The sequence below is a fragment of the Streptomyces sp. NPDC096339 genome (genome assembly GCF_044762985.1).
Taxonomy (GTDB): domain Bacteria; phylum Actinomycetota; class Actinomycetes; order Streptomycetales; family Streptomycetaceae; genus Streptomyces.
Genome location: NZ_JBIWFI010000010.1, coordinates 49,833 through 67,363, shown reverse-complemented (window position 1 = coordinate 67,363; position 17,531 = coordinate 49,833). Strand labels below are relative to the sequence as shown.

Annotated in this window: 11 protein-coding genes; all 11 read right to left on the bottom strand. The window is 72.0% G+C overall.

What is annotated here, in order from left to right:
* Positions 1 to 62: 62 nt before the first annotated feature.
* Complete coding sequence (locus ACIQ5Y_RS15930; protein ID WP_403880100.1) at positions 63 to 4,115, bottom strand: ribonuclease E/G; 4,053 nt, start codon at positions 4,113 to 4,115, stop codon at positions 63 to 65.
* A 233-nt stretch (positions 4,116 to 4,348) separates the two neighbouring features.
* Positions 4,349 to 5,128 (bottom strand): TIGR03936 family radical SAM-associated protein, encoded by a 780-nt coding sequence (locus ACIQ5Y_RS15925; RefSeq protein WP_403880098.1) that lies wholly within the window; start codon positions 5,126 to 5,128, stop codon positions 4,349 to 4,351.
* Between the two features lie 110 nt (positions 5,129 to 5,238).
* The gene (locus ACIQ5Y_RS15920) at positions 5,239 to 6,423 is read right to left on the bottom strand and encodes a hypothetical protein (RefSeq protein WP_403880096.1); all 1,185 of its coding nucleotides are present in this window, start codon (positions 6,421 to 6,423) and stop codon (positions 5,239 to 5,241) included.
* A 63-nt stretch (positions 6,424 to 6,486) separates the two neighbouring features.
* On the bottom strand, positions 6,487 to 8,412 hold the full coding sequence (locus ACIQ5Y_RS15915) for a TIGR03960 family B12-binding radical SAM protein (protein WP_403880094.1): 1,926 nt from the start codon (positions 8,410 to 8,412) through the stop codon (positions 6,487 to 6,489).
* A 72-nt stretch (positions 8,413 to 8,484) separates the two neighbouring features.
* Positions 8,485 to 10,005, bottom strand: a complete 1,521-nt coding sequence (locus tag ACIQ5Y_RS15910; protein WP_403880092.1) for a CHAD domain-containing protein — start codon at positions 10,003 to 10,005, stop codon at positions 8,485 to 8,487.
* 141 nt (positions 10,006 to 10,146) lie between these two features.
* A complete protein-coding gene (gene rodA / locus ACIQ5Y_RS15905) occupies positions 10,147 to 11,346 on the bottom strand; it encodes a rod shape-determining protein RodA (RefSeq protein WP_403880090.1) in 1,200 nt (399 codons plus the stop codon).
* A gap of 12 nt (positions 11,347 to 11,358) precedes the next feature.
* On the bottom strand, positions 11,359 to 13,539 hold the full coding sequence (gene mrdA / locus ACIQ5Y_RS15900; protein WP_403880088.1) for a penicillin-binding protein 2: 2,181 nt from the start codon (positions 13,537 to 13,539) through the stop codon (positions 11,359 to 11,361).
* Positions 13,540 to 13,551: 12 nt separating this feature from the next.
* Positions 13,552 to 14,259: a rod shape-determining protein MreD gene (mreD, locus tag ACIQ5Y_RS15895; protein WP_403880086.1), complete on the bottom strand. Its 708-nt coding sequence runs from the start codon at positions 14,257 to 14,259 to the stop codon at positions 13,552 to 13,554.
* Positions 14,260 to 14,270: 11 nt separating this feature from the next.
* The gene (gene mreC, locus ACIQ5Y_RS15890; protein ID WP_403880084.1) at positions 14,271 to 15,212 is read right to left on the bottom strand and encodes a rod shape-determining protein MreC; all 942 of its coding nucleotides are present in this window, start codon (positions 15,210 to 15,212) and stop codon (positions 14,271 to 14,273) included.
* 158 nt (positions 15,213 to 15,370) lie between these two features.
* Complete coding sequence (locus tag ACIQ5Y_RS15885; RefSeq protein WP_008738981.1) at positions 15,371 to 16,390, bottom strand: rod shape-determining protein; 1,020 nt, start codon at positions 16,388 to 16,390, stop codon at positions 15,371 to 15,373.
* Positions 16,391 to 16,686: 296 nt separating this feature from the next.
* The gene (gene ndk, locus ACIQ5Y_RS15880; protein WP_403880082.1) at positions 16,687 to 17,097 is read right to left on the bottom strand and encodes a nucleoside-diphosphate kinase; all 411 of its coding nucleotides are present in this window, start codon (positions 17,095 to 17,097) and stop codon (positions 16,687 to 16,689) included.
* Between the last annotated feature and the right edge of the window lie 434 nt (positions 17,098 to 17,531).

Below are 17,531 nucleotides of genomic sequence, written 5' to 3'. Positions count from 1 at the left end.
AAACGGCCCCGCCCGGCACCTTTCCGGTGCCGGGCGGGGCCGGATGGAACAGGATCCGCAGGTCAGCCTTCGGTCGGAGCCGAGACGGACGGAGGCGTCTGCTGCTCCGCCGCCGCGGTCTTCTTCGTCGCCCGCTTCGCCACGGTCTTCTTGGTCGTGGCCGCCTTCTTGGCCACGGTCTTCTTGGCCGCCGTCGCCTTCTTGGCGGTGGTGGCCTTCTTCGCCGCGGTCGCCTTCTTGGCCGGAGCCTTCTTGGCGGCCTTCTTCGCCGGGGCGGCCTCCTCGACCGGGGCCTCCGGCTCCGGCTGCGCCTCGGTCACCGGGGCCTCGACGACCACCACGGCGGCCTCGGCCGCGCCTGCCGGGGAGCCGGCGGGTGCGGTGGCCTTACGGGTGGCACGCCGGCGCGGACGGGCCGGCGCGGCCTCGGCCACGGGGGCCTCGACCACGGGCTCGGCCTCCACGACGGCCTCGGCGACGACCGGCTCCGGCTCGACGACGGCCTCGACGACCGGCTCGGGCTCGGGCTCGGCCTCGGCCTCGGCCTCCGGGGCCACCTCGGCCGCGGGGGCCGGGGCACCCGCCGGGGCGGTGGCCTTACGGGTCGCACGACGACGGGTCCGACCCTTGGGGGCCTCCTCCACCACCGGCTCCGCGACGACCTCGGCCTCGGCCTCGACCTCGACCTGGGCGACGACCTCGGCGGCCGGCTCCAGAACGGTGTCGGCGGGCTCGGTCACCGGCTCGGCCTCGGCCACCGGGGCCGCCTCGGCCACGGGCGCCGGGGTCGGGACGACCGCACCGCGCGGGGCACCCGCCGGAGCGGTCGCCTTGCGGGTCGCACGGCGCCGGTTGCGACGGCCGCTCAGGCCCGCCGCCGCCTCCGCCTCGGCCGGGCTGCCGTACAGCTCCTCGCCCGCGACGAACTCCGGCTCGGGCAGCGCCACCGGCGCCGCGATCTCCGCGGCCACCTCGGCCTCGGTCTCGAAGCCCTCAGCCTCGACGGTCTCGACCACCTCGTGCTCGTGCTCGTGGTGGTCGGACTCCGCCCGGCCGCCGCGACGCTTGGCGCGCTTGCCGCCGTTGCCGCCGCCACCGATCGAGGTCGGGCTCTCCATGTGCACGATCACACCGCGGCCGTTGCAGTGGACGCAGGTCTCGGAGAAGGACTCCAGCAGACCCTGGCCCACCCGCTTGCGGGTCATCTGGACCAGGCCCAGCGAGGTCACCTCGGCGACCTGGTGCTTCGTACGGTCACGGCCCAGGCACTCCAGCATGCGCCGCAGGACCAGGTCGCGGTTGGACTCCAGGACCATGTCGATGAAGTCGATGACGACGATGCCACCGAGGTCGCGCAGCCGCAGCTGGCGCACGATCTCCTCGGCCGCCTCCAGGTTGTTCCTGGTGACGGTCTCCTCGAGGTTGCCGCCCTGACCGGTGAACTTGCCGGTGTTGACGTCGATGACGATCATCGCCTCGGTCTTGTCGATCACAAGCGAACCGCCCGAGGGCAGCCACACCTTGCGGTCGAGCGCCTTGGCGAGCTGCTCGTCGATCCGGTACGTCGCGAAGACGTCCACCTCGGAGGTCCAGCGCGACAGCCGGTCGGCCAGGTCCGGGGCCACGTGCGAGACGTAGCCGTGGATGGTCTCCCAGGCGGTGTCACCGCTGACGATGACCTTGGAGAAGTCCTCGTTGAAGATGTCGCGCACGACGCGGACGGTCATGTCCGGCTCGCCGTACAGCAGGCTCGGCGACGACGTCGTGATCTGCTTCGACTTCTTCTGGATGTCCTCCCACTGGGCCTGCAGACGCTCGACGTCGCGGCGCAGCTCGTCCTCGCTCGCGCCCTCGGCGGCGGTGCGCACGATGACGCCCGCGTCCTCGGGGACGATCTTCTTGAGGATGGTCTTCAGACGCGCGCGCTCGGTGTCGGGCAGCTTGCGGCTGATGCCGGTCATCGAGCCCTCGGGCACGTAGACCAGGTAGCGGCCGGGCAGCGAGACCTGGCTGGTCAGGCGGGCGCCCTTGTGACCGATCGGGTCCTTGGTGACCTGCACCAGGACCGACTGGCCGGACTTCAGGGCGGACTCGATGCGGCGCGGCCCGTTGGCCATGCCGAGCGCCTCGAAGTTGACCTCACCGGCGTACAGGACGGCGTTGCGGCCCTTGCCGATGTCGATGAAGGCGGCCTCCATCGACGGCAGCACGTTCTGGACCTTGCCCAGGTAGACGTTGCCGACGTACGAGGTGGCCTCTTCCTTGTTGACGTAGTGCTCGACGAGCACGTTGTCTTCCAGGACGCCGATCTGGGTGCGCTCACCGGACTGGCGGACGACCATCACGCGCTCGACGGCCTCACGGCGGGCCAGGAATTCGGCCTCGGTGATGATCGGCACGCGGCGACGGCCCTGCTCGCGGCCCTCGCGGCGGCGCTGCTTCTTCGCCTCCAGGCGGGTCGAGCCCTTGATGGACTGGACCTCGTCGGACGGCTCGGCCTCCTTGCGGGCCGGGCGGGGCTCGCGGACCTTGACGACGGTACGCACGCCGTCCTCGTCGCCCGCCTCGGCGGTGATGTCGGCGGGCTCACCGCTGCGACGGCGACGGCGACGACGGCGCCGGCTGGAGCTGGAACCGAGAGCGGCATCCTCGGCCTCGTCGAACTCGGCGCCCTCTTCCTCGCCCTCGGCCTCCTGCTCGGCGGCCTCCGCCTCGGCCTCTTCCTCGGCGGCCTCGTCGAGCTCCGCGGCCTCGCCACGGCGGCGGCGACGGCCACCGCGACGGCGACGGCGCGACGGGCGCTCGCCCGACTCGTCGCCCTCTTCGAACTCGGCGGCCTCTTCCTCCAGCTCTGCCTCCGGCTCCTCCTCCGCGAGCACCTCGGGCAGGGAGACCGGCGCGGTCTCGGCGACGGGCGCGGCCTCGGCGGCGCCACGGCCGCGGCGGCGGCGACGGCCGGCAGGCTGCGGGGCGGGGGCGACCTCGGCCTCGACGACCTCGGCCTCCAGCTCCTCCTCCTCGAGCTCCTCGGCCGGGGCGGCGGCACGCGCGGCGGCCGCGGCCATGGCGGCGGTCTCCGGCGTCTGGAACATCGGCTCGGCGAAGACCGGGGCCTGGAAGGTGGCCACGGCGGGACGCGCGGCGCGGCGGGAAGCCCGGGCCGGCGCGACGGGCTCGGCGCTCTCGGCGGGCTGGGCGGCGGGCTGCGCGGGGGCGGCCGCGGTGGTGGAACGGGTGGCGCGACGGCGGCCGCCGCGCTTCGGGGAGTCCAGCGCGTCGGCGACGGTGAAGGTCCGGGTGGCGGCCTTGGGGGCCTCCTCCGCGACGGGGGCCGGGGCGGCGGGCTCGGCCTCGGCGGCCGGAGCCTCCGGGGCGGTGGCGGCGCGGGTCGCGCGGCGGCGAGTGCGCGGGGCCGGAGCGGCGGGCTCCTCGGCGACGGCGGCGACCGGCTCCTCGGCGGCGGGCTCCTCGACCTCGACGGCCGGGGCGGCCTCGGTGATCGGCGCGGCCTCGGTGACCGGCGCGGCCACGGCGCGGGTCGCACGGCGGCGGGCACGCGGCGCGGGAGCAGCGGGCTCCTCGGCGACCGGCTCCTCGGCGGCGGGCTCCTCCACGACGGCGGGGGCGGTCTCCACGGCCGGGGCGGCCTCGGTGACCGGCGCGGCCACGGCGCGGGTCGCGCGACGGCGGGTACGGGGGGCGGGAGCGGCCGGAGCCTCTTCCTCGACCGCGGGGGCGGCCTCGACCACGGGGGCGGCCTCGGCGGCCGGGGCCTCGGGCGCGGCGGCGGCACGGGTGGCGCGGCGGCGGGTACGCGGCGCGGGAGCGGCGGGCTCCTCGGCCACGGGGGCGGCGGGGGTCTCCACCACGATCGGCGCGGCCTCGGTGACCGGCGCGGCCACGGCGCGGGTCGCGCGGCGGCGGGGACGGGCGGGGGCGGCGTCCGGAGTGGCCTCGGGGGCGGGAGCGGCCGGCGCGGCCTCGGTCACCGGAGTCGTCTCGGCGGTGGTCCCACCGGGCGGACCGGCGGGCCGGGAAGCGGCGCGGCGACGCCTGCGCGGGGGCAGGTTGTCGCTCGGGCTGTTGTTGGTGGTGTCGTTTTCGTTGTTGAGCATTGCGGGCGGTTCTCCCGTCACGCTCCCGGGCGCCGCGGCTGACATCCGGTCCGGCACGGCCCGCGCGATGTACGCGGAACCGGCCTCCGGGGCGCGTTCGCCACACGGGAGCTCAGTTCATGGCCGCCGGTTCCGTACGTATTCTCCGTACGGCCTGGCGGAAGTCTTCAGGTCTGTGCGCGGCCCGGCCCAGGTGGCTCCCGAGTGCCAGGGCTGCGCTACGACGACGATCCCTACGCGGCGGGACCTTCCGGCGCCTTCGCGTCGGCGGCTACGGCGGCCGTGGGTGGGGCGGCCGTGACAGCCTCGCGGTCGGGCGCGAGCGGGTCGGTCACCGTGCCGGACTCCTCGTCGAAGAGCCCCTGCGCCAGCCTGGTCACCGCAGAGGGGACCGGCGGCGCCAGGTCGGCCACAGCTCGGAGACCGGACAGGACGTCGTCGGGTCGCACGGCAGGTGTCAAATGCCGAACAACCAGCCGCAGTATCGCACAGGCATTGTCCAGGGGCCTATCACCAGCGGCAGGAAGCGCCTCGAGACTCACCACGGCACCACGGGTGTCGAAGGTCCGCATGCCGTTCTTGGTGCGGCGCTGCACCTCCACCGTCTCGGCGGCGAGGAAGGCCTCCACGGCCCGCTCGGCATCGGCGGGCTCCACGCCGTCCAGGCGCAGCTCCCACACGGAGGCGGTCAGCCGGTCGGCGAGGCCGGAGGTGCGGGCCTCCACGGCGTCGATGATGTCGAGGCCGACGGGCATCGACTCGTCGAGGAGCTCACGGAGCTTCTCGGGGTCGCGGGCCTCGGCGAGACCGATCTCCAGGTACTCGGCCTCGCTGCCGGTGCCGGTGGGCGCGGCGTTCGCGTACGAGACGCGCGGGTGCGGGGTGAAGCCGGCCGAGTACGCCATCGGCACCTCCGCGCGGCGCAGGGCCCGCTCGAACGCGCGCTGGAAGTCACGGTGGCTGGTGAACCGGAGGCGGCCGCGCTTGGTGTAGCGCAGTCGGATGCGCTGCACCACCGGTGCGGGAGGCGGGCCTTCGGGCTGTCGCTTGCCCAGTGGTTCTTCTCCTTGTGCGGGGCTCCGCGGCTCGCGCGTCGCCCTGAGGTCTGTCGACCCGCTGCGGCTCACCCCTGGCGTTTGCGCAGGGAGATCTCGGCAGCAGGTGCCGCGTCGGCGGCTGTCGTACTACCCAGAGTACGCGCCCGTGACCTCGCCGGTTCCCGGGGAGGAGTACCGAAGAGCGCCTGCCGCACACCGGCCCGCACCTCGCGAACCGCCTGCCGCCCGACGGCCCACACTTCGCGCACCGCCTGCCGCCCGGTCCGCCACACCTCCCGCACGGCGTGCCCGACGGGGGTGAGCACGTGCCGGTACACCCAGGACGCGGGCCACCCGACGAACACCCACCCCACCCACTTGAGCCCGCGCCACAGGGCCCCGACGATGACCCCGGCCACGTGCCAGGCCCAGGCGAGCACCTGCCCGAGCGGGGTGAGCACGTACCGGTACAGGACGCCTGCCACCCACCCGACGGCGATCCCCACCGGCCGCAGCACGTACCGGTACAGCGCCACGACCAGCCACGCGATCCCCAGCCCGACGGGCCGCAGCGCATACCGGAACAGGGCCACGACCAGCCATACGAGACCGTGCCCGATCGGGGTGAACACGTACTGGTAGACCGCCAGCACCAGCCAAACCAGCCCCTGCCCGACTGGCACGAGCACGTACCGGTAGGCGGCGGCGGCCAGCCATCCGATCGCCTGCCCGACCGGCACGAGCACGTACCGCCACAGCCCGACCCACGGCCACACGAACAGCGCCATGCCCAGCACCCACCCGACCCAGGCGACCCCCTTGGCGAGCGGTGCGAGCAGGTACCTCATGCCGCCCCGGCCCAGCCAGGCCAACGCCTTCCCCAGCGGACCGAACACGTAGGCGCCCAGGAACCGCCCGGCCGGCGCGAGCAGGTGGTCGTACGTGCCGCGGCACAGCCACGCGACGCCCTGCCCGACGGGCACGAGCACGTATCGCCACAGCCCGACCCACGGCCACACGAACACCAGCTTGAGCAGGGTGCCCAGCAGCCATCCCAGCCCGCGCAGCACCGGCTCGACGACGTGCGCGTACAACGGCCCGAGGACGTGCCGGCGCAGGGCCCGGCCGCCGGCGACGAGGAGTTCCCAAACCACTCGTACGGGCAGCACGACGAGTACGGCGACGACCTTCACGGGGATCCTGATGACACCCACCAGGCACCCGTCACCGCCCTCACCGTCGCCGACGGGGTGCCGCTTGTCCGGTTCCATGCCGTGAAGGACACGACGAAGGCCCCCACCCGTTGCGGGCGGGGGCCTGTCGTGACCCAAGGGTTACTTCACGACCGTCAGCGGCAGCAGCTTCTTGCCGGTGGGGCCGATCTGGATCTCGGTCTGCATCTGAGGACAGACGCCACAGTCGAAGCACGGGGTCCAGCGGCAGTCGTCGACCTCGGTCTCGTCGAGGGCGTCCTGCCAGTCCTCCCAGAGCCAGTCCTTGTCGAGACCGGAGTCCAGGTGGTCCCAGGGCAGGACCTCCTCGTAGGTGCGCTCGCGCGTCGTGTACCAGGCCACGTCCACGCCGTACGCGGGCAGCGTCTTCTCCGCCGCCTCCATCCAGCGGTCGTACGAGAAGTGCTCGCGCCAGCCGTCGAAGCGGCCGCCCGACTCGTACACCGCGCGGATCACGTCGCCGATGCGGCGGTCGCCGCGGGAGAGGAGGCCCTCGACGATGCCCGGCTTGCCGTCGTGGTAGCGGAAGCCGATGGAGCGGCCGTACTTCTTGTCGCCGCGGATCTTGTCGCGGAGCTTGCCCAGGCGGGCGTCCGTCTCCTCGGCCGACAGCTGCGGGGCCCACTGGAAGGGGGTGTGCGGCTTGGGGACGAAACCGCCGATGGAGACGGTGCAGCGGATGTCGTTCTGGCCGGAGACCTCGCGGCCCTTGGCGATGACGTTGACCGCCATGTCGCCGATCTGGAGCACGTCCTCGTCGGTCTCGGTCGGCAGGCCGCACATGAAGTACAGCTTCACCTGGCGCCAGCCGTTGCCGTAGGCGGTGGCGACGGTGCGGATCAGGTCCTCTTCCGAGACCATCTTGTTGATGACCTTGCGCATGCGCTCGGAGCCGCCCTCGGGGGCGAAGGTGAGGCCCGACCGGCGGCCGTTGCGGGTCAGCTCGTTCGCGAGGTCCACGTTGAACGCGTCCACGCGGGTCGACGGGAGGGACAGGCCCACCTTGTCGTCCGTGTAGCGGTCCGCGAGGCCCTTGGCGATGTCCGCGATCTCGGTGTGGTCCGCGGAGGAGAGGGAGAGCAGGCCCACCTCTTCGAAGCCGGTGGCCTTCAGACCCCGCTCCACCATCTCGCCGATGCCGGTGATGCTTCGCTCCCGCACGGGGCGCGTGATCATGCCGGCCTGGCAGAAACGGCAGCCGCGGGTGCAGCCGCGGAAGATCTCCACGGACATCCGCTCGTGGACGGTCTCGGCGAGCGGGACCAGCGGCTGCTTGGGGTAAGGCCACTCGTCGAGGTCCATGACCGTGTGCTTGGACACGCGGTAGGGGACGCCGGACTTGTTCGGGGCGACGCGCGCGATGCGGCCGTCCGGGAGGTAGTCGACGTCGTAGAAGCCCGGCACATAGACCTGGCCGGTCTTGGCCAGCCGGAAGAGGACTTCCTCGCGCCCGCCCGGCCGCCCCTCGGCCTTCCAGGTGCGGATGATCTCGGTCATGTCGAGCACGGCCTGCTCGCCGTCGCCGATGACCGCGCAGTCGATGAACTCCGCGATCGGCTCGGGGTTGAAGGCCGCGTGGCCGCCCGCGAGGACGATCGGGTGGTCGACCGTACGGTTCCTGGCCTCCAGCGGGATGCCCGCGAGGTCCAGGGCCGCGAGCATGTTCGTGTAGCCCAGCTCCGTGGAGAAGGACAGGCCGAACACGTCGAAGGCCGAGACGGGGCGGTGGCTGTCCACGGTGAACTGCGGCACGTTGTGCTTGCGCATCAGTTCTTCGAGGTCGGGCCAGACGCTGTAGGTGCGCTCCGCGAGCACGCCCTCGCGCTCGTTGAGCACTTCGTAGAGGATCATGACGCCCTGGTTGGGCAGCCCGACTTCGTACGCGTCCGGGTACATGAGAGCCCAGCGGACGTCGCAGGACTCCCACGGCTTCACGGTGGAGTTGAGTTCACCGCCGACGTACTGAATGGGCTTCTGCACATGCGGAAGCAGGGCCTCAAGCTGAGGGAAGACCGACTCGGCCATCACGCGACTTTCGTGAAGCGGGCAGGGGGCAGCTATCTAGCGTACCCCGAGCCCCAGCCGCCCCCACTCACATGATCACCTCAGGGCGGCCCGCAGCCCCGGCTTCGAGGCGGCGGCCCACACGTCGGGCAGTTCCCGCTCCCGCTGCTCGGCCAGGGTCTCCTCGCGGGCGTACAGCACGCCCCAGGTGAAGGCCGACTCGCCGCCGCCCGCCGCCTGGGCGCCGATGCCGCGCAGGGCCTCGCGGGCGACCACGCCGTCCTGGTGGTCTCCGAGCAGGCCCTGGACCTTCTTGACGGCCTTGGCCATGCGCTCGGCCGGTTTGCCGAGGGCGGGTACCGCTGCCTCCGCCGCGTAGCGGGCGCGCTTGGCCGCCTTGCGGGCCTGGTGCAGGGCGAGGTCCCGCTCGTGCCCGGGTTCCAGGGCGAGGGCGGAGTCGACCCGGCCGGCGAGCCGTTCGTAGTCGCGCAGGATCGCCTTGGACAGCACCTTCGGGGCGGGGTCGGCGGCGCGCCCCCGCAGCGGCGGCTCGGTCAGCAGGGCGTCCACGGTGTCGAGCAGGGCCAGGTAGCGCGGGGTGTCGAGCACGGCGACGGCCCGGCGGCGCGACGCCGAGCGGCGGGCGGTGTTCCAGACGCGCAGCCGGGCGCGGACGGGGCCGAGCTGCAGGGTGCGCGGGAGTTCGTCGAGGCGGGTACGGATGCGCTCCAGCAGTACTTCCTGGTCGCGGTCGACGCCGAGTTCGCCGGCGAGCCAGCGCAGCTCCTCGCCGATGGGGTCGGTGGCGGCGCGGTCGAGGACCTTGTGGTGGGTCTTGAAGGCGCTGCGCATGCGGCGGGAGGCGACGCGCATCTGGTGGACGGAGTCCGGGAGGTTGCGGCGGACGGCCGGGTCCTGGGCGATCAGGGCGTCCCTCTGTTCGCGCAGGTACGCGAGCACGTGCGCGCCGGCCGTGTCGTCTTCGGCGGTGGCGGCGGGTCGGGCGGGGGGTGCGGTGCCGGTCTCGGTGAGGGCGCGGGCGAGCTTCGAGGGGGCGTCGGAGACCTTCAGTCCGCCCTTGCGGAAGGTTTCCTCGACGGCGTCGAGCAGTGCGGGGTCGATGCCGTCGGCGAGTTCCACCTCGACCTCGGTCCAGGCGACGGCGGTCTCGCCGCGCTCGGCGCGGACCTGGTCGGTGCTCAGTTCGGCGAGCAGGGCCCCGTCGGCGTCGAGGAGGTGGCTGACCTTGCGCGAGGAGAGGAGCCTGACCTGCGGTTCCAGGTCGGAGTCGCGTACGCGGGAGCGCAGCAGGGCCGCGAGCGGGCGCGGGATGGTGTCGCCGAGGGGGGCGGCGACCTCGTCGCGCACGCCCGGGGAGACGGGCAGTTTGAGGTGCCAGCCCTCGTCGGCGCCGCCGGTGCGGCGGCGCAGGGTGAGTCCGTCGGCGGCGAGCCGCTGGTCGGGAGTGTCGTAGTAGACGGCGTCGAGGTCGACGGTGCCCTGGTCGGTGACGGCCGCGATGGCGGCCGTCCCCGTCAGGTCCGGCACCCCGCGCCGGGCGTTCTTGGCCTTAGAGAACTCGAATTTCCGCTCGATCTCGCGCTTCGTGTCCACCATGGATCGACCGTAGTCCTGAACGGATCACGTCGGCAGGGTGAACGGCGGATTCGGGCGACATCGGGTCCGGATCGGTCCGGATCGAGGCGGATCGGGCCGGATCAGGGCGGGTCAGGCCGGATCAGGGCGGGTCAGGGAAGGTCAGGCCGACAGGGGCCGTTGCACCTTGATCGATTGGAGTAGTCCGATGGCCACCCACACGGCGAACATCGAGGACCCTCCGTAGGAGACGAACGGCAGTGGGAGCCCGGCCACGGGCATGATCCCGAGGGTCATGCCGATGTTCTCGAAGGACTGGAAGGCGAACCAGGCGATGATCCCGGCGCACACGATCGTCCCGTACAGCTCGGTGGTCTCGCGGGCGATCATGCAGGCGCGCCAGAGGATGACGCCGAGGAGTACGAGAATCAGCCCGGCCCCGACGAAGCCCAGCTCCTCCCCCGCGACGGTGAAGACGAAGTCGGTCTGCTGCTCGGGGACGAACTGGCCGGTGGTCTGCGAGCCCTTGAAGAGACCCGAGCCCAGCAGCCCGCCGGAGCCGATCGCGATGCGTGCCTGGTTGGTGTTGTAGCCGACGCCGGCGGGGTCGAGCTCGGGGTTGGCGAAGGCGGCGAAGCGGTTGATCTGGTACTCGTCGAGGACGCCGAGCTGCCAGATCAGGATGGCGCCGGCCGCGCCGGCGCCGATCAGGCCGAGCACCCAGCGGTTGGAGGCGCCGGAGGCGAGCAGGACGCCGAGCACGATGACGACCATGACCATCACGGAGCCGAGGTCGGGCATCAGCATGACGATGCCCATCGGGGCGGCGGCCAGGCAGAGCGCCTTGACGACGGTGCGGTGGTCGGGGTGGACGAGGTCGCCCGCGTCCACCCGGGCGGCCAGCAGCACCGCCATGACCAGGATGATCGTGATCTTCACGAACTCGGAGGGCTGGAGGGAGAACCCGCCGCCGATCACGATCCACGCGTGGGCACCGTTGATGGTGGCGCCGAGCGGGGTGAGCACGGCGAGGATCAGCAGGAGCGAGATCCCGTAGAGGATCGGCACGGCGCCGCGCAGGGTGCGGTGGCCGAGCCAGATCGTGCCGATCATCAGCACGAGGCCGATGCCGGTGTTCAGGGCGTGCCGGGCCAGGAAGTAGTACGGGTCTCCCTGGTTCAGGGTGGTCCTGTTGCGGGTCGCCGACCACACCAGCAGGGCGCCGATGAAGGACAGGGCGACGGAGGACAGGAGTATCGGCCAGTCGAGCCGGCGCACGACGGAGTCGCGGGCGGTGAGCTTGGCCAGCGCCCCGCGCTCGGGCGCGTACCGCGAGACGGAGAACTTGTTGGCGGTCTGCATGTCTTTCGGTCCTCAGTCTGGCCGTGCGGGGCGCGCGGCAGGCGGCCCGGCGAGTGCGGGCGGTTCCGGTACCTCCGGGGACGGCGGCACGTACGGCCGGATCTCGGGGGCGTCGATGGAGCCGTCGGGGCGGATCTTGGGGAGCTGGGCCTCGGGGCGGGGCAGCAGGGCCTTCTTCGGGTCCGGCTTGCCCTCCATGTCGAAGCCGTACATCGCGTTGTAGATGTTGCGGACGGCGGGGCCGGAGGCTCCGGAGCCGGTGCCGCCCTGGGAGATCGTCATGACGATGACGAAGTCCTTGGTGTACGTCGCCAGCCAGGAGGTGGTCTGCTTGCCGTAGACCTGGGCGGTGCCCGTCTTGGCGTGCATCGGGACCTTGTCCATGGGCCAGCCGGTGAACCGCCAGGCGGCGGTGCCGCCGGGCTCGACGACCATGCGCAGGCCCTTGTCGAGGTCGGCGATGGTCTTCGCGTCGATCGGCAGCCGGCCGTGGGACTGGGGCTGGATCATCTCGACCTGCTTGCCGTTGGCGCTGATCACGGCCTTGCCGACGGTGGGGTTGTAGAGGGTGCCGCCGTTGCTGATGGCGGCGTAGGCGGTGGCCATCTGGATGGGGGTGACGAGCACGTCGCCCTGGCCGATGGCGAAGTTGATGCTGTCGTAGGCCTTCAGCTGGTTGCCTTCGAGGCAGCTCTCGTAGGCGATCTGCTCGACGTAGGTGCCGCCCTTCTTGCCCTGCTTGCACCAGGCGCCCTTGTTGGCCTTCCAGAAGTTCTGCTTCCACCGGCGGTCGGGGATGCGGCCGGTGACCTCGTTCGGCAGGTCGATGTGGGTCTCGGCGCCGAGTCCGAATTCGCGGGCGGTCCGGTAGAACCAGTCGTGGGCGTCCTTCTTGGGGGTGAGGCCGCCGTCCTTCTTCCATTCCTTGTGCCCGAGGGCGTAGAAGACGGTGTTGCAGGAGAACTTGAGGGCCTCGCCGAGGGTGATGGGGCCGTGGCCCTTGGACTCGAAGTTCGCGAAGCTGCGGCCGCCCATGTCGTAGGAGGCGCTGCAGTTGTACTTGCCGTCGAAGTCGTAGCCGGCCCGGACGGCGGCGCTCGCGGAGACCACCTTGAAGATGGAGCCGGCGGGGGCCTGGCCCTGGATGGCCCGGTTGAGCAGCGGGTAGTTGGAGCCCTTGCTGGTGAGGTTGGCGTAGTCCTTGGCGTTGATGCCGCCGACCCAGGCGTTGGGGTCGTAGTCGGGCTGGGAGGCCATGGCGACGACGCGGCCGGTCTTGGCCTCCATGACGACGACGGCGCCCGAGTCGGCCTCGTACGGGCGGTTGGTGATGTTGTCGACCTCGTGGCGGACGGTCTTCATCGCCTGCTGGAGCTCGAATTCGGCGACGGCCTGGACCCGGGCGTCGATGCTGGTGACGAGGGTGGAGCCGGGGACGCCGTAGTCGGACTGGGTCTGGTGCATGACCCGGCCGAGGTTGTCGACCTCGTAGGAGGTGACCATCGCCTTGCCGCGCAGCTGTCGGTCGTAGGTGCGTTCGATCCCGGAGCGCCCGACCTGGTCGGAGCGCAGGTGGGGCGAGTCGGTGTCCTTGGCCTTCTGGATCTCGTCGTCGGTGACGGGCGAGAGGTAGCCGAGCACCTGGGAGGTGCGGGCCCCGCCGGGCGCCGGGTAGCGGCGCACGGCGGTGGGTTCGGCGGTGATGCCGGGGAAGTCCTCGGGGCGTTCGCGGATCGTCAGGGCCTGCTGGGTGGTGGCTTCGAGGGTGACGGGGATCGGCTGGTAGGGGGAACCGTTCCAGCAGGGCTTGGGGGTCTGGGAGTCGCAGAGCCGGACCTTGTCCATGACCGCCTTGGGAGTCATGTCGAGGACGCCGGCGAGGCGGGTCATGACGCCCTTGCCCTTGTCCTGCATCTTCATCAGGGCGGTGCGGCTGGCCGAGACGACCAGGCGGGTCTCGTTGTCGGCGAGCGCGACCCCGCGGGCGTCGAGGACCTGTCCGCGCACGGCGGGCCGGACGACCCGCTGCACGTGGTTGCTCTTCGCCTCGTGGTAGTACTCGTCGCCGTTGCGGATCTGGAGGTACCAGAGGCGCCCGCCGAGGGTGATGAACATGGAGAAGACGAGCACCTGGATCATGATGAGCCGGATCTGCACGCGGGAGGTGCGGCCGGTCTCGGGAATGTTCGTCACGCCTGCTCCTCCCTACAGCTTTCTGATGCTCTTCACGCCCTTGGCTGCCTTGACTCCCTTTATCCGGACGGCCTTGTCGGCACGGAAGCGCGCGGTCTTCAGGCGCAGGCCGCCGCGCTGGCTGCCGATGCGCAGGCCGGTGCCGCCGGCCAGCCAGCCGGCGGAGACGTCGGCGGCCTTGTTGGCGGGGCCTCCGCCGGCCTCGACGGCCATCGGGTCGCTCTCGGCGCGCCGGGCCAGGGCCATGATGAACGGCACCGTGAACGGCGCGAGCAGCAGGTCGTAGAGGGTCGCGGTGAACAGCAGTCCGACCAGGCCCACGTGGCGGGCGGCGGTGTCGCCGACGAGCGCGCCGACGCCGGCGTAGAGGAGGGTGGAGCCGATCGCGGCGGCCACGACGGTGAGCATGGGGCCCCAGGCGGAGCGGAACCGCCCGCTGTCGGGGCGGACCAGCCCGACCAGGTAGCCGATGACGCACAGGACGAGCGCGTACCGCCCGGCGGCGTGGTCGGCGGGCGGGGCGAGGTCGGCGAGGAGGCCCGCGGTGAAGCCGATGAGCGCGCCGCTGACGTGCCCGTACACGAGTGCGAGGGCGACGACGGTCAGCAGCACCAGGTCGGGCACGGCGCCGGGCAGTTGGAGCCGGCCCAGGACGGAGACCTGGACGACGAGGGCCACCACGACGAGGGTGGCGGAGAGCAGGATCCGGTTGAAGGGCATGGGGGCTGCTCCTACTCGTCGGCCGGCTTGCCGGTGGCGTTCGCCGACGGGGTGACCGTGACGGTGACGGTCGGGGTGGGCTTGGGGGCTTCGGGCTTGGGCGGCAGGACGGCGTCGCGCGGGTCCTCGCGCGGCGGCATCACGACGACGCCGACGATGTCCAGGCGCGAGAAGCCGACGAACGGACGCACCCAGACGGTGCGGGTCAGGTCGCCGCGGGCGTCGTCGACCTTGACGACCTCGCCGATCGGCACGCCGGGCACGAAGGGCTTGTTGCCGCGCGAGCCGAAGGTGACGAGCCGGTCGCCGGGGCCGATCTTGGCCTTGCCGTTGAGCATCTGGACGGACAGGGCGCGGTCGCCCTGGCCGGTGGCGAAGCCGAGTTCGCCGGTCTTCTCCAGCCGGGTGCCGACGGTGAAGTCGGGGTCGTTGGCGAGGACGACGGTGGCGGTGTCGGGGCCGACGGTGGTGACGCGGCCGACGAGGCCGTCCCCGTTGAGGACGGTCATGTCGCGCTCGATGCCGTCCTTGCTGCCGGCGTCGATGGTGACGGTCCAGGAGAAGCCCTGGGCCGCTCCTATGGCGATGACCTCGGCGCCCTTGATGCCGTACTGTCCGGCTCCGGCGCGCTTGAGCATCTCGTCGAGTTCGCGGATGCGGCTGCGGGTCTGGTCGTCGCTGCCGAGCTTGGCCTTCAGGGCCGCGTTCTCCCGCTCCAGCGTGGCGATGCGGTTGTGGCGGCTCCCGGAGTCCCGTACGGCCCCTATGGCGTTGGCGACCGGGTCGACGGCCGTCGCCACGCCCTTCTCGACGGGTCCGAAGACCGCCGCGGCGGCCTGTCGGGCACCGTCGACCGGTGACTCCTCGCCTGCCCTGATGTCCACCGTGATCAGTGCGAACGCGATGGCGATCAGAAGCACCAGGAGCAGCCGGCTCTCTCGTGTGTCCCTCACGTGCGGCGGCCGTGCCTTCCTCGTCGGAATTCTCTTTTGCCTGTATATCAACGATCCGCCGCACGGGCCCGGTAGCACCCGTACGGCGGATCCCTGTGTGTTCCGCATGGTCCCTCCGGCAGGGGAGGGGCGTGTTTCCGAGACGGATCGACGACGGGTCAGCGACGGGGCTGGGCGTCCAGGACCTGCTGGAGGGCCTCGAACTCCTCGACGCACTTGCCCGAGCCGAGTGCCACGGAGTCGAGCGGGTCCTCGGCGATGTGGATCGGCATGCCCGTCTCGCGGCGCAGCCGCTCGTCGAGGCCGCGCAGCAGGGCGCCTCCGCCGGTCAGGACGATGCCCCGGTCCATGATGTCGCCGGAGAGCTCCGGCGGGCACTTGTCGAGGGTGGTCTTGACGGCGTCGACGATGGCGTTGACGGGCTCCTCGATCGCCTTGCGGACCTCGGCGGCGGAGATCACGACCGTCTTCGGGAGGCCGGAGACCAGGTCCCGGCCGCGGATCTCGGTGTGCTCGTCCTTGTCGAGGTCGTACGCCGACCCGATGGTGATCTTGATCTGTTCGGCGGTCCGCTCACCGAGGAGGAGCGAGTACTCCTTCTTGATGTGCTGGATGATCGCGTTGTCGAGCTCGTCGCCGGCCACCCGGATGGACTGTGCCGTGACGATTCCGCCGAGGGAGATGACGGCCACCTCGGTGGTGCCGCCGCCGATGTCCACGACCATGTTGCCGGTGGCCTCGTGGACGGGCAGGCCCGAGCCGATGGCGGCGGCCATGGGCTCTTCGATGATGTGCACCTGGCGGGCGCCGGCCTGCGTGGACGCCTCGATGACGGCGCGGCGCTCGACTCCCGTGATGCCGGAGGGAACGCAGACCACGACGCGCGGACGGGCCAGGTAGCGGCGCTTGTGGATCTTGAGGATGAAGTAGCGGAGCATCCGCTCCGTGATCTCGAAGTCGGCGATCACGCCGTCCTTGAGGGGCCGTACGGCGACGATGTTGCCGGGCGTGCGCCCGATCATCTTCTTCGCCTCGGAGCCGACCGCCAGGATGCCGCCGGTGTTCGTGTTGATGGCGACCACGGACGGCTCGTTCAGAACGATCCCCCGGCCCCTCACGTACACCAGCGTGTTGGCGGTCCCGAGGTCGATCGCCATGTCACGGCCGATGAACGACATGTTGTTCCCCTTGTTCCCCATGAGGAGCGTCTGGCCTTCCAGTTGATAGCGGCTGCTGTCAGGTCGGCGAGGTGGGTGTGTGGGTGGAGGCCCCATCGTAGTGCCGCGAGTACGGAGACCGCGCGACGGGACTCCGGCAATCCCGCCGGATCGGAAACCCGCCCCCTTAGGTGTGACGACGGGTCTTGCCCAGGCGTTCCCGCTTCCGCTCCGGAATACCGAAGGGCGACCGAAATTACTTCGGTCGCCCCAGGTCGAGAGCGCTATTTGGCTGATGTCTCGTCAGGAATGAGGGCTCAGAGAGCGGGGAAGAACAGCTTCAGCTCGCGCTCCGCGGACTCCTCGGAGTCCGAGGCGTGGATGAGGTTCTCACGCACGATGCTGCCGAAGTCCCCCCGGATGGAGCCGGGCGCCGCGGCGATCGGGTCGGTGGGTCCGGCCAGCCGGCGGACACCCTCGATCGCGCGTTCCCCTTCCACCACCAGGACGACGACGGGACCGCTCGCCATGAAGCCCATCAGGGGCTCGTAGAACGGCTTGCCCTTGTGCTCGCCGTAGTGGGCCTCAAGGGTCTCCTGGCCCAGCGTGCGCAGCTCCAGTGCGGGAATGGTCCAGCCGGCCTTCCGCTCGATACGGCCGATGATCTCGCCGATCAGGCCGCGACGGACGGCGTCGGGCTTGAGGATGACGAGGGTGCGCTGGGTCATGTTGGGGCTCCTTGCGGCATACGGGTGCGGTAGGACGAATCTACAGGGCCATCCGGCCCCGCCCGGCCGGTGAGCCCCTTTCCCTCCCCGACCCGGGCCCGCGCCGGCCCGACCCGGCCCGCCGCACAAGGCGGCCCGGGGCGGGGGTCCGCAGGAGGGTCCCGCAGGACGAGCGCGCAACCGCCCTCCGCGTCATGCGGTGCCCGCAGGCGCGAGGACGAGGAGACCCTCCGGAGGGCCACCGCCCCAACCTGCCGGTCCCGCCCCGGGCAGGCGGGCCGGACCGGGCGGGCAGGCGGGCCGGACCGGGCGGGCAGGCCAGCCAGGCCGGGGCCGGGAGGCCGGGGCCGGGAGGCCGGGGCCGGGAGGCCGGGGCCGGGAGGCCGGGGCCGGGAGGCCGGGGCCGGGAGGCCGGGGCCGGGAGGCCGGGGCCG

Excerpts from the sequence above, each read along its gene's own strand:
- mreD (WP_403880086.1), bottom strand. The coding sequence starts at position 14,259 with ATGCCCTTCAACCGGATCCTGCTCTCCGCCACCCTCGTCGTGGTGGCC.
- ndk (WP_403880082.1), bottom strand. The coding sequence starts at position 17,097 with ATGACCCAGCGCACCCTCGTCATCCTCAAGCCCGACGCCGTCCGTCGC.
- ACIQ5Y_RS15920 (WP_403880096.1), bottom strand. The coding sequence starts at position 6,423 with ATGGAACCGGACAAGCGGCACCCCGTCGGCGACGGTGAGGGCGGTGAC.
- ACIQ5Y_RS15910 (WP_403880092.1), bottom strand. The coding sequence starts at position 10,005 with ATGGTGGACACGAAGCGCGAGATCGAGCGGAAATTCGAGTTCTCTAAG.
- ACIQ5Y_RS15885 (WP_008738981.1), bottom strand. The coding sequence starts at position 16,390 with ATGTCGTTCATCGGCCGTGACATGGCGATCGACCTCGGGACCGCCAAC.
- ACIQ5Y_RS15930 (WP_403880100.1), bottom strand. The coding sequence starts at position 4,115 with ATGCTCAACAACGAAAACGACACCACCAACAACAGCCCGAGCGACAAC.
- rodA (WP_403880090.1), bottom strand. The coding sequence starts at position 11,346 with ATGCAGACCGCCAACAAGTTCTCCGTCTCGCGGTACGCGCCCGAGCGC.